The 24,318-nt window shown below is 70.9% G+C and carries 21 protein-coding genes; 18 read left to right on the top strand and 3 right to left on the bottom strand.

Features of this window, described 5'->3' with window-relative positions; genetic code table 11:
• Positions 1-248: 248 nt before the first annotated feature.
• Positions 249-851 carry a hypothetical protein gene (locus ACWD4B_RS17895; protein ID WP_451421610.1) on the top strand — a complete coding sequence of 201 codons (603 nt, stop codon included), beginning with the start codon at positions 249-251 and terminating at the stop codon, positions 849-851.
• Between the two features lie 58 nt (positions 852-909).
• Here the strand turns inward: ACWD4B_RS17895 and ACWD4B_RS17890 are convergent, their stop codons facing one another.
• Positions 910-1,704: a C40 family peptidase gene (locus ACWD4B_RS17890; protein ID WP_451421609.1), complete on the bottom strand. Its 795-nt coding sequence runs from the start codon at positions 1,702-1,704 to the stop codon at positions 910-912.
• A 731-nt stretch (positions 1,705-2,435) separates the two neighbouring features.
• Here ACWD4B_RS17890 and ACWD4B_RS17885 point away from each other — a divergent pair.
• Genes ACWD4B_RS17885 through nuoN form a run of 14 tightly spaced genes read left to right on the top strand, consistent with a single transcriptional unit; the run spans position 2,436 to position 18,337 of the window.
• Positions 2,436-2,795 (top strand): NADH-quinone oxidoreductase subunit A, encoded by a 360-nt coding sequence (locus ACWD4B_RS17885; RefSeq protein WP_171085587.1) that lies wholly within the window; start codon positions 2,436-2,438, stop codon positions 2,793-2,795.
• Between the two features lie 10 nt (positions 2,796-2,805).
• Positions 2,806-3,360, top strand: coding sequence for an NADH-quinone oxidoreductase subunit B family protein (locus ACWD4B_RS17880; RefSeq protein WP_336413137.1), 555 nt, complete (start codon positions 2,806-2,808; stop codon positions 3,358-3,360).
• Positions 3,357-4,079 carry an NADH-quinone oxidoreductase subunit C gene (locus ACWD4B_RS17875; RefSeq protein ID WP_451421608.1) on the top strand — a complete coding sequence of 241 codons (723 nt, stop codon included), beginning with the start codon at positions 3,357-3,359 and terminating at the stop codon, positions 4,077-4,079. Before ACWD4B_RS17880 ends, ACWD4B_RS17875 begins: the two co-directional genes overlap by 4 nt.
• Positions 4,079-5,398 (top strand): NADH-quinone oxidoreductase subunit D, encoded by a 1,320-nt coding sequence (locus tag ACWD4B_RS17870; RefSeq protein ID WP_451421607.1) that lies wholly within the window; start codon positions 4,079-4,081, stop codon positions 5,396-5,398. The genes ACWD4B_RS17875 and ACWD4B_RS17870 overlap by 1 nt, the downstream gene beginning before the upstream one ends.
• Positions 5,399-5,436: 38 nt before the next feature.
• Positions 5,437-6,159 (top strand): NADH-quinone oxidoreductase subunit NuoE, encoded by a 723-nt coding sequence (nuoE, locus tag ACWD4B_RS17865; protein WP_451421615.1) that lies wholly within the window; start codon positions 5,437-5,439, stop codon positions 6,157-6,159.
• Positions 6,156-7,508 carry an NADH-quinone oxidoreductase subunit NuoF gene (nuoF, locus tag ACWD4B_RS17860; RefSeq protein WP_451421606.1) on the top strand — a complete coding sequence of 451 codons (1,353 nt, stop codon included), beginning with the start codon at positions 6,156-6,158 and terminating at the stop codon, positions 7,506-7,508. The genes nuoE and nuoF overlap by 4 nt, the downstream gene beginning before the upstream one ends.
• Positions 7,505-9,991, top strand: coding sequence for an NADH-quinone oxidoreductase subunit G (locus ACWD4B_RS17855; RefSeq protein WP_451421605.1), 2,487 nt, complete (start codon positions 7,505-7,507; stop codon positions 9,989-9,991). Before nuoF ends, ACWD4B_RS17855 begins: the two co-directional genes overlap by 4 nt.
• Positions 9,992-10,029: 38 nt before the next feature.
• Positions 10,030-11,376 (top strand): NADH-quinone oxidoreductase subunit NuoH, encoded by a 1,347-nt coding sequence (nuoH, locus tag ACWD4B_RS17850; RefSeq protein WP_451421614.1) that lies wholly within the window; start codon positions 10,030-10,032, stop codon positions 11,374-11,376.
• The gene (gene nuoI, locus ACWD4B_RS17845; protein ID WP_451421604.1) at positions 11,369-11,980 is read left to right on the top strand and encodes an NADH-quinone oxidoreductase subunit NuoI; all 612 of its coding nucleotides are present in this window, start codon (positions 11,369-11,371) and stop codon (positions 11,978-11,980) included. Before nuoH ends, nuoI begins: the two co-directional genes overlap by 8 nt.
• Positions 11,977-12,816 carry an NADH-quinone oxidoreductase subunit J gene (locus ACWD4B_RS17840; RefSeq protein ID WP_451421603.1) on the top strand — a complete coding sequence of 280 codons (840 nt, stop codon included), beginning with the start codon at positions 11,977-11,979 and terminating at the stop codon, positions 12,814-12,816. The genes nuoI and ACWD4B_RS17840 overlap by 4 nt, the downstream gene beginning before the upstream one ends.
• A complete protein-coding gene (gene nuoK / locus ACWD4B_RS17835; RefSeq protein WP_336413130.1) occupies positions 12,813-13,112 on the top strand; it encodes an NADH-quinone oxidoreductase subunit NuoK in 300 nt (99 codons plus the stop codon). Before ACWD4B_RS17840 ends, nuoK begins: the two co-directional genes overlap by 4 nt.
• 12 nt (positions 13,113-13,124) lie before the next feature.
• Complete coding sequence (gene nuoL, locus ACWD4B_RS17830; protein WP_451421602.1) at positions 13,125-15,020, top strand: NADH-quinone oxidoreductase subunit L; 1,896 nt, start codon at positions 13,125-13,127, stop codon at positions 15,018-15,020.
• A 3-nt stretch (positions 15,021-15,023) separates the two neighbouring features.
• On the top strand, positions 15,024-16,658 hold the full coding sequence (locus tag ACWD4B_RS17825) for an NADH-quinone oxidoreductase subunit M (protein WP_451421601.1): 1,635 nt from the start codon (positions 15,024-15,026) through the stop codon (positions 16,656-16,658).
• Between the two features lie 14 nt (positions 16,659-16,672).
• Entirely contained in the window at positions 16,673-18,337 is a 1,665-nt protein-coding gene (nuoN, locus tag ACWD4B_RS17820) for an NADH-quinone oxidoreductase subunit NuoN (RefSeq protein ID WP_451421600.1), read from the top strand.
• A 94-nt stretch (positions 18,338-18,431) separates the two neighbouring features.
• Here the strand turns inward: nuoN and ACWD4B_RS17815 are convergent, their stop codons facing one another.
• Both ACWD4B_RS17815 and fahA read right to left on the bottom strand, forming a co-directional pair.
• Entirely contained in the window at positions 18,432-18,959 is a 528-nt protein-coding gene (locus ACWD4B_RS17815) for a hypothetical protein (RefSeq protein WP_451421599.1), read from the bottom strand.
• A gap of 81 nt (positions 18,960-19,040) precedes the next feature.
• Positions 19,041-20,216: a fumarylacetoacetase gene (gene fahA, locus ACWD4B_RS17810; protein WP_451421598.1), complete on the bottom strand. Its 1,176-nt coding sequence runs from the start codon at positions 20,214-20,216 to the stop codon at positions 19,041-19,043.
• Between the two features lie 295 nt (positions 20,217-20,511).
• Between fahA and ACWD4B_RS17805 the strand changes: the two genes are divergently transcribed.
• From ACWD4B_RS17805 to ACWD4B_RS17795, 3 genes are all read left to right on the top strand, one after another.
• A complete protein-coding gene (locus tag ACWD4B_RS17805; protein ID WP_451421613.1) occupies positions 20,512-21,759 on the top strand; it encodes a carboxylate--amine ligase in 1,248 nt (415 codons plus the stop codon).
• A 53-nt stretch (positions 21,760-21,812) separates the two neighbouring features.
• Positions 21,813-23,015 carry an FAD-dependent oxidoreductase gene (locus tag ACWD4B_RS17800; RefSeq protein WP_451421597.1) on the top strand — a complete coding sequence of 401 codons (1,203 nt, stop codon included), beginning with the start codon at positions 21,813-21,815 and terminating at the stop codon, positions 23,013-23,015.
• Between the two features lie 233 nt (positions 23,016-23,248).
• The gene (locus ACWD4B_RS17795; protein WP_451421596.1) at positions 23,249-24,259 is read left to right on the top strand and encodes a polyprenyl synthetase family protein; all 1,011 of its coding nucleotides are present in this window, start codon (positions 23,249-23,251) and stop codon (positions 24,257-24,259) included.
• Positions 24,260-24,318 lie beyond the last annotated feature (59 nt).

Raw genomic sequence — 24,318 nt, 5'->3', positions numbered from 1 at the left:
AGACCAATTGCGGGCCGATTTATCGCAGCACCGTGCATAGTTGGCCGTCATTCCCGATGCCACGACTCTCGGTCGCGCAGTTCCCCGCGCCCCTGACGGGGCGCAACCCTGACGGGGCGCACCCCGCGACGAGAGCGGGGCCGAAGGCCCCGAATCACCCCTTCGTGTCCCCTAACTCCCGCTTTGCGGGCCGCATTTCAGGGGAGATACCGCAATAGTCCGGTTCATCCCGAAGGGGGAGCGCATCCGTGGATCTCAGCCGCACCGCCCGTCTCGCCGCCCGAGCCGTCAGTGCCCGTACCGCGCGCATCGCCGTCGTCGCGACGGCCGTCATACTTCCCGCCGCCGCGCTCGCGGCGACGCCCGCGCACGCGGTGACGGACTGCACGGTCAACGGGGTGCACCGGTCGGGCCGGTTGATCGAGGGGACGCCGGGGGACGACACGATCGTCTGCTCCCACGTCGAGCCCGGCACCGTCGTCGACGCGAAGGGCGGGAACGACACCATCACCGTCACCGGGGAGATGGACGGCGACATCCGGGCCGGCGGCGGCGAGGACGAGATCACCGTGACGCGGTCCGGCCGCATCGGCGGGACCGGGTCCGTCGACGGGCAGGGCGACGACGACCGCATCGACATCGACGGGACCGTCGACGGCAGGATCCGCGGTGGCCAGGGCGGTGACACCATCCACCTCACCCGGCACTCCAAGATGACCGGTCACGCCGGCATCCCCGGTGTCAGGGAGACGGACACGATCGTCGCCGACGCCGGGTGCGACATCGCGCGGACGGTCCGGGAGGACACCCAGGGGGTGGCCGACGCGGTCAAGGTGGCCTGCATGTCGTGAAACGCGAAGGGCCGCCGCTCCCGAGCGGGAGAGCGGCGGCCCTTCGTGAAAAGCCCTGTTACAGAACGCGCACCGCGCCGGTGGGCGGCGAGTAGCTCAGGTCGCGCTCGACGACGCCGGAGCTCGGGTTCTGCGCACCGATGAACTTGCCACCGCCGATGTAGACGGCGACGTGGTACGCGCTGCCCGCGGAGCCCCAGTAGAGGATGTCGCCCGTCTTGAGGTTGTCGAGGCCCACCTGGGTGCCGGTCGTCGACTGGTCCTGGGAGACGCGCGGCAGATCGATGCCGATCTGGTTGTACGCGGCCATGACCAGGCCCGAGCAGTCGTACGAGGAGGAGCCGGTGGCGCCCATGACGTACGCCTTGCCGAGCTGGGCCTCCAGGAAGCTCACCAGGGTGGCGGTGCTGCCCGTGGCGGAGGACGAGGACTCCGACTTCGTGCTCAGCGAGCTGCGGTCCGAGGAGCGCGAGGCACGCGCATCGGCGTCGCGCTGCTCCTGCTCGGCGGCCTTGCGCTCGGCCTCCGCCTTGCGGTCCGCCTCGTCCTTGGCCTTCTTGGCGTCGGCCTTGGCGTGGTCGATCGCGTCTTCCACCTGTGCGCGGACCTGGTAGTCCACAGCGGCCTGCTGCGTGGCGACCGCGCTCTGCGCGATGGAGGTGGAGATCTCGGCGTTGAACGCCGGCATCTCCATGGTCGCCTCGGAGGGCTTCTCGACGGCGGTGGCGGAACCCGCACCGGCGACGGCCAGGGTGCTGAGGACGCCACCGGCAACACCCGTGCGGACGACCCACGACTGAGTCGCGGGACGACGGGGCTTCCGGTGGCTGGTTATATGCGCGTTCGGGGACATGGGACAACGGACTATCAGTCCGCACAGGTTCAGTTCAAGAAGCGTGACGTGCGCCACAATTGGCGTGTACGCGCTCAGAATTCGGGCTTATTGATCACGGGAGGGTCACGGCGCACAACCCCGCCGCACCCCCGATCCGGCGCCTCAGCACGGCGTTTGGGCTCGTCGGCCGACCGGCGACCCGGCCTATCACTTTTTCCGGCCCCCCGTCGAGGCTGTCCGAAAAATCCGGCCACCAAACCCCCCGGCGCGTGGCAGAGCTCACGCCCCCGCCGCCCCTGCTGGAACTTTGTGCACCGAACGTGAGGACGGGCGCGGAGCGTGACGGAGAGGCGTCGCCGGCCCTCTTCGTTCCATCGGGTCGAGCCCTCTTATCAGTTGACGGCCCATGAAGCCAATTTGCCCGCAGCGGCTCTCGATTGATAGTGGATCACCTCCGCCACCAGCGCCGACGCGACCGAATGTCACCTGTCGTGATCACTCGCGCGCTTCGTGTGCGTAGCTCACCGCTCATCCGACTTGATGATCGTTCGTCAGGTGGTGAAGATCACAAACACGGTTGCGTACCCCGTGTCGCAGATCACAGACCGGCGGGCATAGGATGCACGCGACCCGGGCTTGTGAACTGCCTCACATGCGGCCGATCTTCGGGCGGCCCAGGGAGGGCGGTGAGCCCGCCGGGTCCGGTCAGCCAGCAGTCAGCGTCGACAGACTGGAAGGAGCGAGGAGCGGTGAACGCGTACGCGCCCATCCTCGTACTGGGAGCCCTCGGTGCCGGCTTCGCGGTCTTCTCCGTGGTCATGGCATCGCTCATCGGGCCCAAGCGGTACAACCGCGCCAAGCTCGAGGCCTACGAATGCGGCATCGAACCGACCCCGCATCCGGCCGGAGGCGGGCGCTTTCCGATCAAGTACTACCTGACGGCGATGCTCTTCATCGTCTTCGACATCGAGATCGTCTTCCTCTACCCCTGGGCCGTCACCTTCGACTCCCTGGGGCTGTTCGGGCTCGTGGAGATGCTCCTCTTCGTGCTCACCGTCTTCGTCGCCTACGCCTATGTATGGCGTCGCGGCGGCCTGGAATGGGACTAGGGGGCGCGCCATGGGAATCGAGGAGAAGCTGCCCAGCGGCTTTCTGCTGACCACCGTCGAACAGGCCGCCGGCTGGGTGCGCAAGGCGTCGGTCTTCCCGGCCACCTTCGGCCTGGCCTGCTGCGCCATCGAGATGATGACGACCGGTGCGGGCCGCTACGACATGGCCCGCTTCGGCATGGAGGTCTTCCGCGGCTCGCCCCGGCAGGCCGACCTGATGATCGTGGCCGGGCGGGTCAGCCAGAAGATGGCGCCCGTGCTGCGGCAGGTCTACGACCAGATGCCCAACCCCAAGTGGGTGATCTCCATGGGCGTCTGCGCCTCCAGCGGCGGCATGTTCAACAACTACGCGATCGTCCAGGGCGTCGACCACATCGTCCCCGTCGACATCTATCTGCCCGGCTGCCCGCCGCGCCCCGAGATGCTGCTCGACGCGATCCTCAAGCTGCACCGGAAGATCCAGAACGAGAAGCTCGGCGCCCACCGCGAGGAGGCCGACCGGCAGGCGGAGGAAGCGGCGCTGAAGTCCCTGCCGCTCATCGAGATGAAGGGGCTGCTGCAGTGAGCGTGACCCCCGGCGAGAACAACGGTCAGGGTGAATTCCCGGCCCAGCGCGAGGAGTCCGGCGAGGTCATCGGCGTCCGCCGCGGCATGTTCGGCGCCGCCAACGGCGGCGACACCACCGGCTACGGCGGCCTCGTGCGCACCGTGCGGATGCCCGGCCAGGCGGTCCGGCCGTACGGCGGATGGTTCGACGAGGTGGCGGACGAACTGGAAGGCGCCCTGGAGGAACAGGGGCTCGTCCCGGAGAACGCGATCGAGAAGACGGTCGTCGACCGCGGCGAACTCACCTTCCACATCGCCCGCGAGCACCTGCCCCGCGTCGCCCGCACGCTGCGCGACGACCCGGCGCTGCGCTTCGAACTCTGCACGGGCGTCAGCGGCGTGCACCTCCCCGGCGACAAGGGGCGCGAGCTGCACGCCGTCTACCACCTGCGCTCGATCACCCACAACCGGCTGGTCCGGCTGGAGGTGGGCGTCCCCGACGCCGATCCGCACCTCCCGTCCCTCGTCGCGGTCTATCCGACCAACGACTGGCACGAGCGCGAGGCCTACGACTTCTTCGGCCTCGTCTTCGACGGCCACCCGGCCCTCACGCGGATCATGATGCCCGACGACTGGCAGGGCTTCCCGCAGCGCAAGGACTATCCCCTCGGCGGCATCCCCGTCGAATACAAGGGCGCCCAGATCCCGGCTCCGGACCAGCGGAGGTCGTACTCCTGATGTCCACACCGACCAGCCCCCGCGAGACCACCGAGGGCACCGTCTACACGGTCACCGGCGGCGACTGGGACGAGATCGCCGACGCCGCCCGCAAGGGCGACGACGAGCGCATCGTCGTCAACATGGGTCCCCAGCACCCCTCCACGCACGGAGTGCTCCGGCTGATCCTGGAGATCGACGGCGAGACCGTCACCGAGGCCCGCTGCGGCATCGGCTACCTCCACACCGGCATCGAGAAGAACCTCGAGTACCGGACCTGGACCCAGGGCACCACGTTCGTGACGCGCATGGACTACCTGACGCCGTTCTTCAACGAGACGGCGTACTGCCTGGGCGTCGAGAAGCTGCTCGGCATCGAGGAGCAGATCCCCGAGCGGGCCTCCGTCATCCGCGTCATGCTCATGGAGCTGAACCGAATCTCCTCGCACCTGGTGGCCATCGCCACCGGCGGCATGGAGCTCGGCGCCACCACGATCATGATCTACGGGTTCCGGGACCGCGAGCTCGTCCTCGACGTCTTCGAGCTGATCACCGGCCTGCGGATGAACCACGCCTACGTGCGTCCCGGCGGGCTCGCCCAGGACCTGCCGCCCGGCGCGGTGGACCAGGTGCGCGAGTTCGTGAAGAAGATGCGCCGGAACCTGCCCGAGTACGACAAGCTCGCCACCGGCAACCCCATCTTCAAGGCCCGCCTGCAGGACGTCGGTCACCTCGACCTGGCCGGCTGCATGGCCCTGGGCATCACCGGCCCCATACTGCGCGCCACGGGCCTGCCGCACGACCTGCGCAAGGCCCAGCCCTACTGCGGCTACGAGGGCTACGACTTCGAGGTCGCCACAGCCGACACCAGCGACGCCTACGGGCGCTTCCTGATCCGCATCGCGGAGATGCACCAGTCGCTGCGGATCGTCGAGCAGTGCCTGGACCGGCTCGCGCCCGGGCCCGTGATGGTCGCCGACAAGAAGATCGCCTGGCCCGCCCAGCTGGCCCTCGGCCCGGACGGGCTCGGCAACTCCCTCGACCACATCAAGAAGATCATGGGCACCTCGATGGAGGCCCTGATCCACCACTTCAAGCTGGTGACCGAGGGCTTCCGGGTGCCGCCGGGCCAGGTGTACGCGGCCGTCGAGTCGCCCAAGGGGGAGCTGGGCGTGCACGTCGTCAGCGACGGCGGCACCCGGCCCCACCGGGTCCACTTCCGCGACCCGTCCTTCACCAACCTCCAGGCCGTGGCGGCCATGTGCGAAGGCGGTCAAGTGGCCGACGTCATCGTCGCCGTGGCGTCCATCGATCCCGTGATGGGAGGCGTCGACCGGTGAGCACTGCTGAATCAGGCGGTCACGGCGTCCAGTTGGGCATGCCGCAGCTGCCCGCTCCCGACTACCCCGCCGAGGTGCGGGCCCGGCTGGAGGCCGATGCCGCGCAGCTCGTCGGCCGCTATCCGGACCGGCGCAGCGCCCTGCTGCCGCTGCTGCACCTGGTGCAGGCCGAGGAGGGGTACGTCACCCGCACCGGCATCCGCTTCTGCGCCGGGCAACTCGGGCTCACCACGGCCGAGGTGACCGCCGTGTCGACCTTCTACACCATGTACCGCCGCAAGCAGGGCGGCGACTACCAGGTGGGGGTCTGCACCAACACCCTGTGCGCGGTGCTGGGCGGCGACGCGATCTTCGGTGCGCTGCAGCAGCACCTGGGCGTGGGCAACGGGGAGACCACCGGGGACGGCAAGGTCACCCTGGAGCACATCGAGTGCAACGCGGCCTGCGACTTCGCGCCCGTGGTGATGGTCAACTGGGAGTTCTTCGACAACCAGACCGTCGAGAGCGCCAAGAAGCTCGTCGACGACCTCCGCGCCGGACGCACCGTCGAGCCCACGCGCGGCGCCCCGCTCTGCACGTACCGCGAGACCGAACGCATCCTCGCCGGCTTCCCCGACGAACGCCCGGGCGCGGTCGAGGCGAGCGGCGGCGCCGGACCCGCCACGCTGGCCGGCCTGCGGCTGGCCAAGGGCGAGGGCACGCCCCGCGTCGGCCCCCCGCGCCCCGCACCGCCCGCGCAGTCCGAGGAGGGGGAGGGATGACCGTGGCACCGGAGATGCACGAAACCAGCCCGGAGAAGCTGCTCGCGCCCGTGCTGAGCGCCTTCTGGGACGAGCCCCGCTCCTGGACCCTGGAGACCTATCTGCGGCACGAGGGCTACGAGGGCGCGCGCAAGGCCTTCGCCATGCAGCCCGACGAAGTGATCGCGTACGTCAAGGAGTCCGGGCTGCGCGGCCGCGGCGGCGCCGGCTTCCCGACCGGCATGAAGTGGCAGTTCATCCCGCAGGGCGACGGCAAGCCGCACTACCTCGTCGTCAACGCCGACGAGTCCGAGCCCGGCACCTGCAAGGACATTCCCCTCCTCTTCGCCAACCCGCACTCCCTCGTCGAGGGGATGTTGATCGCCAGTTACGCGATCCGCTGCGACCACGCCTTCATCTATCTGCGCGGCGAGACCGTCCCCGTGCTGCGGCGGCTGCACGAGGCCGTGCGCGAGGCGTACGCAGCAGGCTACTTGGGCCGCAACATCCTCGGCAGCGGACTCGACCTCGACATCACCGTGCACGCAGGGGCGGGCGCGTACATCTGCGGCGAGGAGACGGCCCTCCTCGACTCCCTCGAAGGCCGCCGCGGCCAGCCCCGGCTCCGGCCCCCCTTCCCGGCGATCGCGGGCCTGTACGCGTGCCCCACTGTGGTGAACAACGTCGAATCCATCGCTTCGGTTCCGGCGATCCTCAACCGGGGCAAGGAATGGTTCCGTTCGATGGGCAGCGAGAAGTCCCCGGGCTTCACGCTGTACTCGCTGAGCGGTCACGTCGCCAACCCCGGCCAGTACGAGGCCCCGTTGGGCATCACGCTGCGCCAGCTGCTCGGAATGAGCGGCGGGATGCGGCCGGGCCACACGCTCAAGTTCTGGACGCCGGGCGGCTCTTCGACGCCGCTGCTCACGGACGAGCACCTGGACGTGCCGCTGGACTACGAGGCCGTGGGCGCGGCCGGATCGATGCTGGGCACCAAGGCGCTGCAGTGCTTCGACGAGACGACGTGCGTGGTGCGCGCGGTGACGCGGTGGACGGAGTTCTACGCGCACGAGTCGTGCGGCAAGTGCACGCCCTGCCGTGAAGGAACGTACTGGCTGGTGCAGTTGCTGCGCGACATCGAGGCCGGCAAGGGCCGCATGGCGGACCTCGACAAGCTGGCCGACATCGCGGACAACATCAACGGCAAGTCCTTCTGCGCCCTCGGCGACGGCGCGGCGAGCCCGATCTTCTCCTCGCTGCAGTACTTCCGCGCCGAGTACGAGCAGCACGTCAAGGGCAAGGGCTGCCCCTTCGATCCCAGCAAGTCCACTGTGTGGGCCGACCAGCCGCACCCGGAGGTGCCTGCATGACCGTGACTGAACCGACGTCCAGTGCGCCTCCTGCGGACGATCTGGTGTCCGTCACCATCGACGGGATCGCGCTCTCGGTGCCGAAGGGCACCCTCGTGATCCGTGCGGCGGAGATGATCGGGATCGAGATCCCGCGGTTCTGCGACCACCCGCTGCTGGAGCCGGCCGGTGCCTGCCGGCAGTGCATCGTCGAGGTCGAGGGCCAGCGCAAGCCCATGGCCTCCTGCACGATCACGTGCACGGACGGCATGGTCGTCAGGACCCAACTGACCTCGCCCGTCGCGGAGAAGGCGCAGCGCGGGGTGATGGAGCTGCTGCTCATCAACCATCCGCTCGACTGCCCGGTCTGCGACAAGGGCGGCGAGTGCCCGCTGCAGAACCAGGCGATGACGGCCGGGCAGGCCGACTCCCGCTTCGAGGGCCGCAAGCGGACCTACGAGAAGCCGGTCCCGATCTCCGCGCAGGTGCTGCTGGACCGGGAGCGGTGCGTGCTGTGCGCGCGCTGCACCCGCTTCTCCAACGAGATCGCGGGCGACCCGATGATCGAGCTGCTGGAGCGCGGGGCGCTGGAGCAGGTCGGCATCGGCGAGGGCGATCCCTTCGAGTCGTACTTCTCCGGCAACACCATCCAGATCTGCCCGGTGGGCGCGCTGACGTCGGCGGCGTACCGGTTCCGCGCGCGGCCGTTCGACCTGGTCTCCTCGCCGTCCGTGTGCGAGCACTGCGCGGGCGGCTGCGCGACGCGTACGGACCACCGGCGCGGCAAGGTGATGCGCCGGCTCGCCTCGCCCGACCCCGAGGTCAACGAGGAGTGGATCTGCGACAAGGGCCGCTTCGCGTTCCGCTACGCGCAGCGGCCGGACCGCCTGGGCACGCCGCTCGTGCGGGATGCGAACGGTGAGATGCAGACGGCCAGTTGGCCCGAGGCGCTGGAGGCGGCGGCCCGCGGGCTGGCGGCGGCCCGCGGCCGGGCGGGCGTGCTGACGGGCGGGCGGCTGACGTTCGAGGACGCCTACGCCTACGCGAAGTTCGCGCGGGTCGCGCTCGACACCAACGACATCGACTTCCGGGCGCGGGTGCACAGCGGCGAGGAGGCCGACTTCCTCGCGTCCCGGGTCGCCGGGCGCGGCAGGGACCTGGACGGCAGTGGCGTGACGTACACGGCGCTGGAACTGGCGCCCGCGGTGCTGCTCGTCGGGCTGGAGGCGGAGGAGGAGGCGCCCGGCGTATTCCTGCGGCTGCGCAAGGCGTGGCGCAAGCGCGGGCTGCGGGTGTTCGCGCTCGCCACGCACGCCACGCGCGGCCTGGAGAAGGCGGGCGGCACGCTGCTGCCCGCGGCGCCCGGCACCGAGACCGAGTGGCTGCAGGCGCTCGCCGACACGGCGGGGCTGTCGGCCGGGCTGGACACGGCGGGCCGCGCGGCAGCCGAGGCGCTGCGCGCCGAGGGCGCGGTGATCGCCGTGGGCGAGCGGCTGGCGGCCGTGCCGGGCGCGCTGACCGCGGCCGTCGCCGCCGCCGGGGCGACCGGTGCGGCGCTGGTGTGGATCCCGCGCCGGGCGGGCGAGCGGGGTGCGCTCGAAGCGGGCGCCCTGCCGGGGCTGCTGCCGGGCGGGCGTCCGGCGACGGACCCGCGGGCGCGCGAGGAGACGGCGGCCGCCTGGGGCATCGGCGAACTGCCGCGCAGCCCCGGGCGGGACACCGGCCAGATCGTCGAGGCCGCCGCCACGGGCGAGCTGGGCGCGCTGGTGGTGGCCGGGCTGGAGCCCGCGGACCTGCCGGACCCGGCGCGGGCCCGGGAGGCCCTGGACGCGGTCGGGTTCCTGGTGAGCCTGGAGCAGCGGCCGGGCGAGGTGACCGGGCTGGCGGACGTGGTGCTGCCGGTCGCGGCCGTGGCCGAGAAGGCAGGAACGTATCTCAACTGGGAAGGCAGGGCCCGCCCGTTCGAGGCGGCGGTCCGGCCGGACCAGGCGACGACCCGGCAGCCCATGCCCGACGCCCGGGTGCTGCACATGCTGGCCGCCGCCATGGACGTGGACCTGGCACTGCCCGATGTCCCGTCCGCGCGCGCCGAGTTGGAGCGGCTGGGCCGCTGGCAGGGCGAGTGGGCGGCCGGCCCCTCCGAGCCCGCGCGCCCGGTGCAGCGGCCGCAGGCCGGGGAGGCGGTGCTCGCCGGGCACCGGCTGCTGCTCGACCGGGGCCGGCTCCAGGAGGGCGACGACGCGCTCGCCGCCACGCGGCACGCGGCCCTCGCCCGGGTGTCGGCGGCGACGGCGGAGGAGGCGGGGGTCAAGGACGGCGACGTCCTGCAGGTGACCGGCCCGGCCGGCTCCGTACGGCTGCCCCTGAAGGTCACCGCGATGCCGGACCGGGTGGTGTGGCTGCCGCTGAACTCCACGGGCGGGGGCGTCGCCTCCGACACCGGCGCCCAGCCCGGCGCGGTGGTCCGCATCGGCCCCGCGACGACTCCGGAGGTGCAGTCGTGAACGTCCCGCACACGGTCCTCGCCGCGGAGGACCTGTCCATGTTCGGCTCCGACCCGTGGTGGCTGGTGCTGATCAAGGCTGTGTTCTGCTTTGCGTTCCTCATGGTCACCGTGCTGTTCTCGATCGTCTGGGAGCGCAAGGTCGTGGCCTGGATGCAGCTGCGCATCGGCCCCAACCGGCACGGCCCGTGGGGCATGCTGCAGTCGCTGGCCGACGGCATCAAGTTGATGCTCAAGGAGGACGTCGTCGTTCGGCGCGCGGACAAGGTCGTCTACGTGCTGGCCCCGGTCGTCGCCGCGATCCCCGCGTTCATGGCCATCGCCGTGATCCCCTTCGGGCCCGCGCACGACGAGATCTCGATCCTCGGCCACCGCACCACCATGCAGCTCACCGACCTGCCGATCGCGGTGCTCTACATCCTCGCCGTCGCCTCGGTGGGCATCTACGGGATCGTGCTGGCCGGCTGGTCCTCCGGTTCGACCTACCCGCTGCTCGGCGGGCTGCGCTCCTGCGCGCAGATGATCTCCTACGAGATCGCGATGGGCGCGGCGTTCGCCTCGGTCTTCCTCTACTCCGGGTCGATGTCGACGTCGACGATCGTCGAGGCGCAGCACGACCGCTGGTACGTCCTGCTGCTGCCGGTCTCCTTCCTCGTCTACATCGCGACGATGGTCGGCGAGACCAACCGGGCCCCGTTCGACATGCCGGAGTCCGAGGGCGACCTGGTCGGCGGCTTCAACACCGAGTACTCGTCGATCAAGTTCGCGATGTTCATGCTCGCCGAGTACGTCAACATGGTCACGGTCTCGGCCGTGGCGACGACTCTCTTCCTGGGCGGCTGGCAGGCCCCGTACCCGCTCTCCGCGGTGTGGCCGGGGGCGAACCACGGCTGGTGGCCGATGCTGTGGTTCGTCATCAAGGTCCAGGTGCTGCTGTTCTTCTTCATCTGGCTGCGCGGCACGCTGCCCCGGGTGCGCTACGACCAGCTGATGAAGCTGGGCTGGAAGGTGCTCATCCCGGTCTCGGTGGTCTGGCTGATGCTGGTCGCGACCGTGCGGGCGCTGCGGAACGAGAACTACGACTTCCAGGACATCGTGCTCTACGTCGGCGGCGCGGTGCTCGCGGTGCTGCTGCTGTCCTTCCTCGTCGACGTCTTCCGGGAGCGGGACGGCGGCGGGAAGCACGCCGGCGGGGTGCCCGCCGGGACGGCGGGGCCGGAGCCCGGGCCGTTCGACCCGATGGCGGGCGGCTTCCCCGTGCCGCCGCTGCCCGGCCAGGAGGTGCCGCCGGTGCCGCGCCGACGGCCGCGCCAGGAGCGGGAGTTCGTTGTCAGTGGCGGGGTGGACACTCTGAGTGACGGAAAGGAGGCGGGTGACGGTGTCTGACGTACCTTCCCGGGGGGAAGCCCCCCGGACCCCCATCCAGAACCCCGTGGCCGGCTTCGGCGTGACCTTCAAGGCCATGTTCAAGAGGCGGCTCACCGAGCAGTATCCGGAGTACAAGAAGCCGACCGCGCCGCGCTTCCACGGCCGCCACCAGCTCAACCGGCATCCCGACGGCCTGGAGAAGTGCATCGGCTGCGAGCTGTGTGCCTGGGCCTGCCCGGCGGACGCCATCTACGTGGAGGGCGCGGACAACACCGACGGGGAGCGCTACTCCCCGGGCGAGCGGTACGGCCGCGTCTACCAGATCAACTACCTGCGCTGCATCCTGTGCGGCCTGTGCGTCGAGGCCTGCCCCACGCGCGCGCTGACGATGACCAATCAGTACGAACTGGCCGACGAGAGCCGCGAGTCGCTGATCTACACCAAGGAGCAGCTGCTGGCCGGCCTTGAAGAGGGCATGGTCGACACCCCGCATGCGATCTTCCCCGGCATGACCGAACAGGACTACTACCGGGGGCTGGTGACGGAGGCCGCGCCGGGGACGGTCCGGCAGGTCGCGGTGTCCAAGGGTGAGCAGCCCGAAGACAAGGGGGCGGACGCATGAGCGCCCTCGCGGACGCCGTCTCGTCCACGTCCACCGGTGAGGCCGTGCAGTTCTGGATCCTGGCGGTGATCGCCGTGGCCGGGGCGCTCGGCACGGTGTTGATAAGGAAGGCCGTGCACAGTGCACTGTGCCTCGCCGGGACGATGATCGTCCTCGCGGTCTTCTACCTCGCCAACGGCGCCTACTTCCTCGGCATCGTCCAGATCGTCGTCTACACCGGCGCGATCATGATGCTGTTCCTGTTCGTCGTCATGCTGGTCGGCGTCACCGCGGCGGACTCCCTGAAGGAGACCATCAAGGGCCAGCGCGTGCTCGCCGGACTGTGCGTCCTGGGCTTCGGCATCCTGCTCTCCGCGGGCATCGCCAACGCCTCGCTGCACCGGTTCAACGGGCTCGGCCAGGCCAACTCCAGTGGAAACGTCCAGGGGTTGGCGGCGCTGATCTTCACCAAGTACGTCTTCGCCTTCGAGCTCACCGGCGCGCTGCTCATCACCGCGGCCGTCGGCGCGATGGTGCTCACCCACCGCGAGCGCACCGAGCGTGCCGCCACCCAGCGCGAGCGGTCCGAGGCGCGCGTCCGCGCGGGCACGCAGGTCCCCCCGCTCCCCGCGCCCGGCGTCTACGCCCGGCACAACGCGGTCGACGTCCCCGGCCTGCTGCCCGACGGCACGCCGTCCGAGCTCACCGTGAGCCCGACGCTGCGCGCCCGCGGCCAGGTCCGCGACGTGTCCGGCGAGGCCCTCGCCGAGCTCGCCGCGCTGGAGCAGCGCGCGCAGGAGCGCCTGGAGAGCGGCCGCAGCGAGGAGAGCGCGCACGGACAGGGGGCCGCCAAGTGAACCCGGTCAACTACCTCTATCTCGCGGCCCTGTTGTTCACCATCGGGGCGGCCGGAGTGCTCATCCGGCGGAACGCGATCGTCGTCTTCATGTGCATCGAGCTGATGCTGAACGCGTGCAACCTGGCGTTCGTCACCTTCTCCCGGATGCACGGCACGCTCGACGGCCAGATCATCGCCTTCTTCACGATGGTCGTGGCGGCCGCCGAGGTCGTCGTCGGCCTCGCGATCATCGTGAGCATCTTCCGCTCCCGCCACTCGGCCTCGGTCGACGACGCCAGCCTGCTGAAGCTGTAAGGGGACGCAGACGTGGAGAACCTCATCGGATTGCTCGTCCTGGCGCCCTTGCTGGGTGCGGGCGTGCTGCTGTGCGGCGGGCGCAGGCTCGATCGCAGCGGGCCGTGGGTGGGCACCGGGCTCGCGGCCGTGTCCTTCGTGCTCGGCCTGTGGCTCTTCGCCGACATGCTGGGCCGCAAGGGCGACAACCGGGCGCTGGACGTCACGGTGTTCAGCTGGGTGCCGGTCGGCGGCTTCCGGGCGGACGTCGGCTTCCACCTCGACCAGCTGTCGATGACCTTCGTCCTGCTGATCACGGGTGTGGGCTCGCTGATCCACCTCTACTCGGTCGGCTACATGGCGCACGACGAGCGGCCGCGGCGCTTCTTCGGCTACCTCAACCTCTTCCTCGCCGCGATGCTGCTGCTCGTCCTCGCCGACAACTACCTTCTGCTGTACGCCGGCTGGGAGGGCGTCGGCCTCGCCTCGTACCTGCTGATCGGCTTCTGGCAGCACAAGCCCAGCGCGGCGACGGCCGCGAAGAAGGCCTTCCTCGTCAACCGCGTCGGCGACATGGGCCTGTCCGTTGCGATCATGGTCATGTTCACCACCTTCGGCACCTTCGCCTTCGCCCCGGTCTTCGCCCACGCGGACCAGGCCGGCGAGGGGAAGCTCACGGCCATCGGGCTGCTGCTCCTGCTCGGCGCGTGCGGCAAGTCGGCCCAGGTGCCGCTGCAGTCCTGGCTCGGGGACGCGATGGAGGGTCCGACGCCCGTTTCGGCCCTGATCCACGCGGCCACGATGGTGACGGCCGGGGTGTACCTCATCACCCGGTCCTCCGCGATCTTCAACGGGGCGCCGGACGCACAGACGGCCGTGGTGACGGTCGGTGCGGTCACGCTCCTCTTCGGTGCGATCGTCGGTTGCGCGAAGGACGACATCAAGAAGGCCCTGGCGGGCTCGACGATGTCCCAGATCGGCTACATGATCCTCGCCGCTGGCCTCGGCCCGGTCGGCTATGTCTTCGCGATCATGCACCTGGTCACCCACGGCTTCTTCAAGGCCGGGCTCTTCCTCGGGGCCGGTTCGGTGATGCACGGCATGAACGACGAGGTGGACATGCGCCGTTACGGCGGCCTGCGGACGTACATGCCGGTCACCTTCTGGACCTTCGGTCTCGGCTATCTCGCCATCATCGGCTTCCCGGGCCTGTCCGGCTTCTTCTCCAAGGACAAGATCATCGAGGCCGCCTTCGCCAAGGGCGGCACCGAGGGCTGGATCCTGGGCGCCGCCGCCCTGTTGGGCGCGGCCATCACCGCGTACTACATGACGCGCGTGATGCTCCTGACCTTCTTCGGTGAGAAGCGCTGGCAGCCCGATGCCGACGGCAACCTGCCGCAGCCGCATGAGTCGCCGAAGACCATGACCGTCCCGATGATCCTCCTCGCCGTCGGATCGGTCTTCGCCGGTGGCCTGTTCAGCATCAACAGCACCTTCCTGAAGTGGCTGGAGCCCGTCACCGGGCACGCCGAGGGCCACTCGCCGGTCGGTGCCGGGCAGGTCACCGCGGCCACCATGGTCGTCCTCGTGGTCGGCGCCGCCGTCGCCTGGCAGCAGTACGGGCGCGCGCCCGTGCCCGTCACGCCGCCGCGCGGCACGCTGCTCACCCGGGTGGCCCGGCGCGACCTGCTGCAGGACGACTTCAACCACGTCGTGCTGGTGCGCGGCGGCGAACACCTCACGCGCAGCCTGGTCTACGTCGACCACAAGCTCGTCGACGGCGTGGTCAACGGCACCGCCGCCTCCGTCGGCGGGCTGTCGGGCCGGATGCGCCGGCTGCAGAACGGCTTCGCGCGGTCGTACGCGGTCTCGATGTTCGGCGGCGCGGCGGTGCTGATCGCCGCGACCCTGCTGATGAGGGCGGTATAAGCCATGACTTCTCTGCTGACGGTCACGGCGGCGGTGCCCGCGCTCGGCGCGGTCGCCACGGCCGCGGTCCCCGCCGCGCGCCGCACCGCCGCCAAGTGGCTCGCGCTGGCCTTCTCGCTCGCCACGCTCGGCCTCGCGGGCGTGCAGCTGGCGCAGTTCGACCCTGGGGGTACCTCCCAGGCCGGAGGCTCTGGGGGAGCAGCCGGGCCGTTCCAGCTCACCGAATCCCACGCCTGGATCAAGGACTTCGGGGTGCGGTACGAGCTGGGAGTCGACGGCATCGCCGTGGTGCTCATCGCGCTCACCGCACTGCTGGTGCCCTTCGTCGTCCTGGCCGGCTGGCACGACGCCGACCCGCTGGAGACGCACTCGAAGCGCTGGCGGCCCACACAGGGCTTCTTCGCGCTCATCCTGATGGTCGAGGCGATGGTGGTGATCGCCTTCGAGGCCACCGACGTCTTTCTCTTCTACATCTTCTTCGAAGCCATGCTCATCCCGATGTACTTCCTCATCGGCGGCTTCGGGGACCGGGCGGGGGAGCGGTCCGAGGAGGAGGCGGCGGCCCAACGCTCGTACGCCGCCGTCAAGTTCCTGCTCTACAACCTGGCCGGCGGTCTGATCATGCTGGCCGCGGTCGTCGGGCTGTACGCGGTCACCGCCCACCAGCTGGGCACCGGCACCTTCTCCCTCCAGGAGATCCTCCAGGCGCGCGCCGCGGGCAGGCTGCACTTCGCGACCGTCACCGAACGCGCCCTGTTCCTCGGCTTCTTCTTCGCCTTCGCGGTGAAGGCGCCGCTGTGGCCGGTGCACACCTGGCTGCCCAACGCCATGACGGAGTCCACGGCCCCGGTCGCCGTGCTCATCACCGCGGTGGTCGACAAGGTCGGCACGTTCGCGATGCTGCGCTTCTGCCTCCAGCTCTTCCCCGAGGCCTCGAAGTGGGCGACGCCCGCGATCCTGGTGCTGTCGCTGATCAGCATCCTCTACGGCGCGCTGCTGGCCGTCGGCCAGCGGGACATCAAGCGGCTGATCGCCTACGCGTCGATCTCGCACTTCGGCTTCATCATCCTGGGCATCTTCGCGATGACCACCCAGGGCCAGGGCGGCGCCACGCTCTACATGGTCAACCACGGGATCTCCACGGCGGCGCTGATGCTCATCGCCGGATTCCTGATCTCGCGCCGCGGCTCGCGGCTCATCGCGGACTACGGCGGTGTGCAGAAGGTGGCGCCGGTCCTCGCCGGCACCTTCCTGGTCGCCGGTCTGGCCACGCTGTCCCTGCCGGGCCTGGCGCCCTTCGTCTCCGAATTCCTGGTGCTCGTCGGCACGTTCAGCCGCTACCCGGCGGTCGGCGTGGTGGCGACCGTCGGCATCGTGCTGGCCGCGCTCTACGTGCTCGTGCTCTACCAGCGCACCATGACCGGCCCGGTGCGCGAGCCGGTGCGCGGCATGCCGGACCTCAGGGTGCGTGAACTGGCCGTCGTGGCACCGCTGATCGCGCTGCTGCTGTTCCTCGGCGTCTACCCCAAGCCGCTGACCCGGATGATCGAGCCGGCCGTCGCACACACGATGTCGCAGCTGGACCGGACCGATCCCAAGCCCCCCGTGCACGCGAACGATGTGGAGGCCGCGAAGTGAGTCACCCGGCATCCGTGCCAGCCGTCCACGCCGCCCACACTGTCCACAGCCTGTGGACAAGTGTGGCGGCCGAGGCGCCGCGGAAGATCCCCGGCCCGCACATCGAGTACGCCCAGCTGTCCCCGACGCTGATCGTCCTCGGCGTCGCGGTCCTGGGCATCCTCGTCGAGGCGTTCCTGCCGCGCCGCGCCCGCTACGTCTCCCAAGTCGCCCTGGCCGTCGTCGGGTTGGCCGCGGCCTTCGCCGCCGTCGTCGCGCTGGCGACCGCCGGTTACGGCACCGACAAGGCGCACATCGCGGCCATGGGGGCGCTGGCCGTCGACGGCCCGGCGCTGTTCCTGCAGGGCGTGATCATTCTCGTCTCCCTGGTCGCGGTGTTCATCTTCGCCGAGCGCCGGCTCGACCCGGCCGCGCACGGCCGCCCGGTGGACTCCTTCGCCGCCCAGGGCGCCGCGGTGCCCGGCGGCGACGCCGAGCGCAGGGCGGTGAAGGCGGGCCTGACGACCACCGAGGTCTTCCCGGTGCTGCTCTTCGCGGTCGCGGGCATGCTCGTCTTCCCCGCCGCCAACGACCTGTTGACGCTCTTCATCGCCCTGGAGGTCTTCTCCCTCCCGCTGTACGTGCTGTGCGGGCTGGCCCGCCGCCAGCGGCTGCTCTCGCAGGAGTCGGCCGTCAAGTACTTCCTGCTCGGCGCCTTCTCCTCGGCCTTCCTGCTCTTCGGGATCGCGCTGCTCTACGGCTACGCCGGCACGGTCACCTACGCGGGCATCGCCGAGGTCGTCGGCGGCACGACGCCGACGGTCGACCCGGCCCTCGCCGCGACCATGGGCAACGACGCGCTGCTGCTGACCGGCGGCGCGATGGTGCTGATGGGCCTGCTGTTCAAGGTCGGCGCGGTGCCGTTCCACATGTGGACCCCGGACGTCTACCAGGGCGCCCCCACGCCGGTGACGGGCTTCATGGCGGCGGCGACGAAGGTCGCCGCCTTCGGCGCCCTGCTGCGGCTGCTGTACGTGGTGCTGCCGGGCCTGCGCTGGGACTGGCGGCCGGTGATGTGGGGCGTCGCGATCGTCACGATGCTGATCGGCGCCATCGTCGCCGTCACGCAGACGGACGTGAAGCGGCTGCTGGCCTACTCGTCCATCGCGCACGCGGGCTTCATCCTGGCCGGTGTCATCGCGGTGACACCCGACGGCGTCTCCTCGGTGCTGTTCTACCTCGCCGCGTACTCCTTCGTGACGCTGGGCGCGTTCGCGGTGGTGACGCTGGTGCGGGACGCGGGCGGCGAGGCCACGCACCTGTCCAAGTGGGCGGGTCTCGGGCGGCGTTCGCCGCTGGTCGCGGCGGTGTTCGCGGTGTTCCTGCTGGCGTTCGCGGGCATTCCGCTGACGAGCGGGTTCGCGGGGAAGTTCGCGGTCTTCAAGGCCGCGGCGCAGGGCGGGGCGGCGCCGCTGGTCATCGTGGGTGTGGTGGCGTCCGCGATCGCCGCGTTCTTCTACATCCGGGTGATCGTGCTGATGTTCTTCAGCGAGCCGAAGGCGGAGGGCCCGACGGTCGCGGTGCCGAGCCCGCTGACGTCGGCGGCGATCGCGATCGGAGTGGCGGTCACCCTGGTCCTGGGCGTGGCGCCGCAGTACTTCTTGAACCTGGCGGGGCAGGCGGGCACGTTCGTCAGGTAGAGAAAGGGTCCGCATACCGTTTCCCCGCGCCCCGAAGGGGCGCGGGGAACTGCGCGATCAGCCCAGGCCGGTCCGCAGCCGAAGAACTGCCCGCTCAGTGCCCGATCTTGCTCAGGTCGGGCAACTGCGGCATCTGCCCCCCACTGGCACCGCCGGAGGCACCCGGCATGCCGGCCTTCGTGAACGTCTCCTTGGTGCCGGAGGCCCACGCAATGGTCAGCGAGGACCCGTCCACCTTCTCGACGGTGCCATGCGTCCGCTTGCTGTCACCATCGGCACAGGTCAGGTCCAGCGCAGCCGGCTTGGCCTGGTTGATGCCGCCGCTGCACTTGTGGGTGCCGTTGACGACGGCGGCCTTGGTGCCGCTGATGTAGAGGCCGACGGCGCCGTCGGGCGACTTGAGGTCGGCCCAGCCGCCGTTGAGGGCGGCGGCGTCGGCCTTGTTGTTGGAACCGGGGTCCGGGGCGGGGGCGTTGTTGCCCGGCGACGCGGGCTGGGCGCTGGCGGTGGCCTTGTCGCCGTCCGCCTTCTTGTCGCCGCCGCCGTCACTGCTACTGCTGCAACCCGTCATCAGCACAGCGGCGATGCACGCCGCCCCCGTGATCTGTACTGCCTTGCGCACTGCGTGCCCTTCTGTTGTCCTCGGTGGAACTGGACACGACAAGTTAGCAGCGCGACTCCGGTACGCGCCCCGCGCCCGCCACTACGCCGTGCGCGCCGGGAGGATGCGCCCCCTGACCTCGCCCAGCCCGATGCGAGCGCCGTCGGCGCCCGGCGCCCACGCCGTCAGCACGACCTCGTCGCCGTCCGCGAGGTACGGCCCCTTGCCCTGCGTGAGTTCGAGCAGGCAGCCCAGCTGGTCCGGCTCGGGGCCGCTCACCGTGCCGGACGCGTAGAGGTCGCCGGTGCGCAACGAGGCGCCGTTGACGGTCATATGGGCCAGCTGCTGGGCCGCGGTCCAGTACATGGACGCGAACGGCGGTTGCGAGACGGTCTCCCCGTTGATGCGCACCTCGATCCGCAGGTCGATGCCGCCCGGCTCGGCCGTGCTGTCGTCCAGGTACGGCAGCAGCGGGTACGTACGCTCCGGCGGCGCCGTGCGTGCCGCGTCGAAGGCCTCCAGCGGGGTGATCCACGCCGAGACGGAGGTCGCGAAGGACTTGCCGAGGAACGGGCCGAGCGGCACGTACTCCCACGCCTGGACGTCGCGCGCCGACCAGTCGTTGACGAGGCAGACGCCGAAGACGTGCTCGCGGAACTCCCCGATCGTCACAGGGGTTCCGGTCGGCGCCGGGGTGCCCACGACGAAGCCGACCTCGGCCTCGATGTCGAGGCGCAACGACGGCCCGAAGGAGGGCAGTTCGGCGTCGGGGGCCTTGCGCTGGCCCTGGGGGCGCACGACGTCGGTGCCGGACACCACGACCGTGCCCGCGCGCCCGTGGTAACCGATGGGCAGGTGCTTCCAGTTGGGCGTGAGCGGGTCCATGCCGGGACGGAAGATGCGGCCCACGTTGGTGGCGTGGTGCTCGCTGGCGTAGAAGTCGACGTAGTCGGCGACCTCGAACGGCAGGTGGAGCGTCACGCCGTCCAGGGGGAGGAAGTACGGCTCCTGCAGCCAGCCGCGGATCTCCTGCCGTACGGCCTCCCACACCGGACGCCCGGCGGCCATCAGCGCGTTGAGCGTGGGCTGCGCCAGCAGGTCCGCGTGCACGGAGCCGTGGGCGGCCGCCGCGGCCGCCGCGTCGAGGACGTGGTCGCCGTAACGGACGCCGACGCGGGGGCGGTCCGGCGCGTCGGGCGTGCTGAAGATGCCGTACGGAAGGGTGGCCGCGCCGAAGGGGTCGCCTTCGGACAGCTCGCTGGGGCTCTGCACGTGCATGGTGATGCTGCCTCGCCTTCTCCTGGACGTCCGGACGCTCCGGTTCGGCCCCCGGGGGGCCGGTCCACACATTACGGGGTGAACATTCCCTGGCAAGAGGTGTTCGAGGGGCGCCCGATCGCTGACTAAAGGGGGAGCAATGTCCGGTAACTCCTTGCTGGAAGCGGCGATTCCGAAGTAGCGTCCTAAGTCGGGTCACACTCATTGGGGGGCCGCTGAGGCTGGGTGGCCGAGGGGGGTGCTGGTGGCGATCAGGCGCGCGCCCGTAGCGGCGGACCGGTCCGTACCAGGGTTGATGGTGAAGATCGGCGACTATCCCCTGCACCACGGCGGGGTGGGCGCGATCCGCAGCCTCGGCCGGCTGGGGGTCCCGATGTACGCGATCACCGAGGACCGCTGGACCCCCGCTGCGCTCTCCCGCTATCTCACCGCCGGCTTCGTCTGGCCCACCACGGGCACCGAGCCCGCGGAGGAGCTGGTCACGGGCCTGCTCGGGATCGGACGGCGGATCGGCCGGCCCGCGGTGCTGGTGCCCACGGACGAGGAGGCGGCCGTTCTGATCGCCGAACACGCCGACCGGCTCGCGGGCACGTTCCTCTTTCCCCCGGTCGAGCAGGGGCTGCCCCGCAGACTCGCGAGCAAGCAGGGCCTGCACGAGCTGTGCACGGAGCACGGGGTGCCCACCCCGGCAACGCTGTTCCCGGCCTCGTTCGAGGAGATCGAGAAGTACGCGTCCGTCGCCCGCTTCCCCGTGGTCGCCAAGAACCGCGAGGCCTTCGAGCGGCGCCGGCGGCCCGCCGTGCACGGCACGACCCGCATCGGCGGCCCCCGCGAACTGCTGGACCTGGCCCGGGAGTGGGGGCCGGAGCCCGGCGTGATCCTGCAGGAGTACCTGCCGCGGGAGGAGGCGGAGGACTGGATCGTCCACGCCTACTTCGACGCCGAGTCCGCGCCGCTGGCGCTGTTCACCGGGGTGAAGGTGCGCTCCTGGCCGCCGCACGCGGGCATGACGGCCAACGCCTACATCGTCGACAACCCCGAACTGGCCGCCATGGCCGAGCAGTTCATCAAGCGCATCGGCTTCTGCGGGATCATCGACCTGGACTGGCGCTTCGACCGCCGCGACGGGCAGTACAAGCTGCTGGACTTCAACCCGCGGATGGGCGCCCAGTTCCGTATGTTCGAGAACGAGGCGGGCATCGACGTCGTCCGCGCCCAGCACCTCGACCTCACCGGCCGCAAGGTGCCCGAGGGCGAGCAGCTCACGGGCCGTCGCTTCGTCGTCGAGAACATCGACCTGCCCGCCCTGGCCGCGTACCGCCGCAGCGGCTACACCACCCCGCACGCCCCCGCCCGTGCCAGCGGCACCGAGCTGGCGTGGGCCGCTCGCGACGACATCAAGCCCTTCTTCACCATGCTCGCCCGGTTCGTACGGCCGGGCGTCCGGCATCTGCGGCAGCTGTGGCGCTCCCGGCGCCGCGCCGCCGCCGCGGCGGCCGGGGAACAGCCCGCCGACCAGTCGGCCGAGCAGTCCGCCCGATAATCCCTGGCCTTCGATCAGGCCCTGGAGCGAGGAACGCCCTGGAGGGGAAGCACGTGACACTTCCGGTAGCAGTCATCGGGGCCGGCCCGTACGGCCTCTCGACCGCGGCCCACCTCAAAGCGCGCAACATCCCCACGCGGGTCTTCGGCGCCCCGATGGTGAGCTGGCGCGAGCACATGCCCGCCGGGATGCTGCTGAAATCCACCCCGATCGCCTCGAGCATCGACGCCCCGCAGCCGGGGCACACGCTGTCCGACTTCTGCCTGGACACGGGCGAGGGCCGCTACGAGTCGGACTGGGACGTCATCCCCGTCGAGACCTTCGCCCGGTACGGGCTGTGGTTCCAGGAACGGCTGGTGCCCGCGCTGGAGCAGGTGCGTGTGGTGTCCGTGGAGCGGCGCGACCACGGCGCCGGCTTCGAGCTGAAACTGGACTCGGGCGAGCAGTTCGCCGCCCGCGCGGTGGTCGTCGCCACCGGGCTGAGCGGCCTGACCCACCTGCCGCCCGAACTGGCCGCGGCCGCACCGGACGGGCCCGCGCCGGGCGCCGCCTTCTCGCACAGCTCCCAGCACCGCGACCTGTCGGACTTCGCGGGGCGCGAGGTCGTGGTCGTCGGCGCCGGCCAGTCCGCGCTGGAGACCGCGGTGCTGCTGGCCGACGCGGGGGCCGCAGCCGTGCGCGTGGTCGCCCGCAGGCGGGGCGCGGTGCGCTTCGGGGCGGCGCCGGACGGGCAGTCGCCGCTGAAGCCCGACACGCCCTTCGGGCGCGCCTGGTCGCTGTACGCCTTCTCGTACCACGCGGACCGCTTCCGCCATCTGCCGTCGCCGACCCGGAGGTTCCTGGTGCAGCGGGTGCTCGGGCCGCTGGGGGCCTGGTGGCTGCGCGACCGGTTCGTCGGCCGCGTCCGGGTCAGCGAGGGACGGCGGATCACCGGTGCCCGGACCGAGGACGGCCGTGCGGTGCTCACGCTCACGGGTGACGGGGGCGTCGGGAGCGAGATGCGCGCCGACCACGTCATCGCCGCCACCGGCTACCGCGTGGATATCGGCGCGCTCGACTTCCTCGGGGCCGGACTGCGCGCCCGGCTGGCGGTGGCAGCGGGCGGACCGCGGCTGGGGGCCGGTTACCGGTCCTCGGTACCGGGGCTCTTCTTCACCGGGCTGCCCGCGGCGGCCAGCTACGGGCCGGTGATGCGGTTCGTGTGCGGGACGGAGTACGCATCGCCGCGGCTCGCGCGGGCGGTGACCGCGCTGTAGCAGACCCGGATCCAGGGACGCCGGACGGGCAGTTTCAGGCCCGTCCGGCGTTTGCGTGGCCGGGCGCCGGGGCCGTTCCCCGGCCGTGAACGAAAGGATCGCGCCACGGGACGGCCGGGCCGGAAAGGACGGGCGCCGAGGGTGATCGACAGCCGACCGGATACGCTGACTTTCGGTGGAGACAGCGACACATCGACAAACCCCGTGTTCGCAGGCAGACAGGAGTACCCCTCGTGACCGTCGTCGGGCCTTTCGGGCTGAGCGTGCGGGACCAGGCTCTTGAAGCCGATGTCCAGGCCGGGTTGGCCGCCGTCGAGGAGGGCCTCCTGGAGGCCACCAAGAGCGACGTGCCCTTCATCACCGAGGCCGCCCAGCACCTGGTCCGGGCCGGCGGCAAGCGGTTCCGGCCGCTGCTGGTGGCACTCGCCGCGCAGTTCGGCGACCCGTACGCCCCCGGCGTGGTGCCCTCGGCCGTCGTCGTCGAGCTCACCCACCTGGCCACGCTCTACCACGACGACGTCATGGACGAGGCCGCGGTGCGCCGCGGCGTGCCCAGCGCCAATTCCCGCTGGGACAACTCCGTGGCCGTCCTCACCGGCGACTTCCTCTTCTCCCGCGCCTCACGGATACTCGCCGATCTGGGCCCGGAGGCCGTCCGCATCCAGGCCGAGGCCTTCGAGCGCCTGGTGACGGGCCAGATCCTGGAGACCGCGGGCCCGCGCGACGGGCGCGACCCGGTCGAGCACTACTTGGACGTCATCGCCGGCAAGACCGGTTCGCTGATCGCCGTCTCCGGCCGCTACGGCGCCATGATGTCCGGCGCGGACGAGGGCGTCGTCGAGATCCTCACCCACTACGGGGAGCGGCTCGGCACCGCCTTCCAGCTCGCCGACGACGTCCTGGACATCGCCAGCGACTCCCACGAGTCCGGCAAGACGCCCGGCACGGACCTGCGCGAGGGCATCCCCACCCTGCCCGTGCTGCACCTGCGGGCCCACGCCGCGGCCACCGGCGCGCCCGAGGACCTGGAGCTGTGCGCGCTGCTCGACGGCGACCTGACCGACGACGCGGTCCACGCCGAGGTGCTGCGCAGGCTGCGCGCCCACCCGGCGCTGGAGCAGGCGCGGCGCGACACCGTGCGCTACGCGCAGGAGGCCCGCGCGATCCTGTCGCCGCTGCCCGACTGCCCGGCGAAGGCCGCGCTGGAGGAGCTGTGCGACGCGGTGGTGCACCGCGCGGGCTGACCGCGTTCCGCCGCACGGCGGGCTCGTTCTCATGCAGCGTCATACCCGAGGCGTACGCG

The organism is Streptomyces sp. NPDC002536 (assembly GCF_053594995.1).
This window is presented reverse-complemented; position numbering and strand designations above follow the sequence as displayed.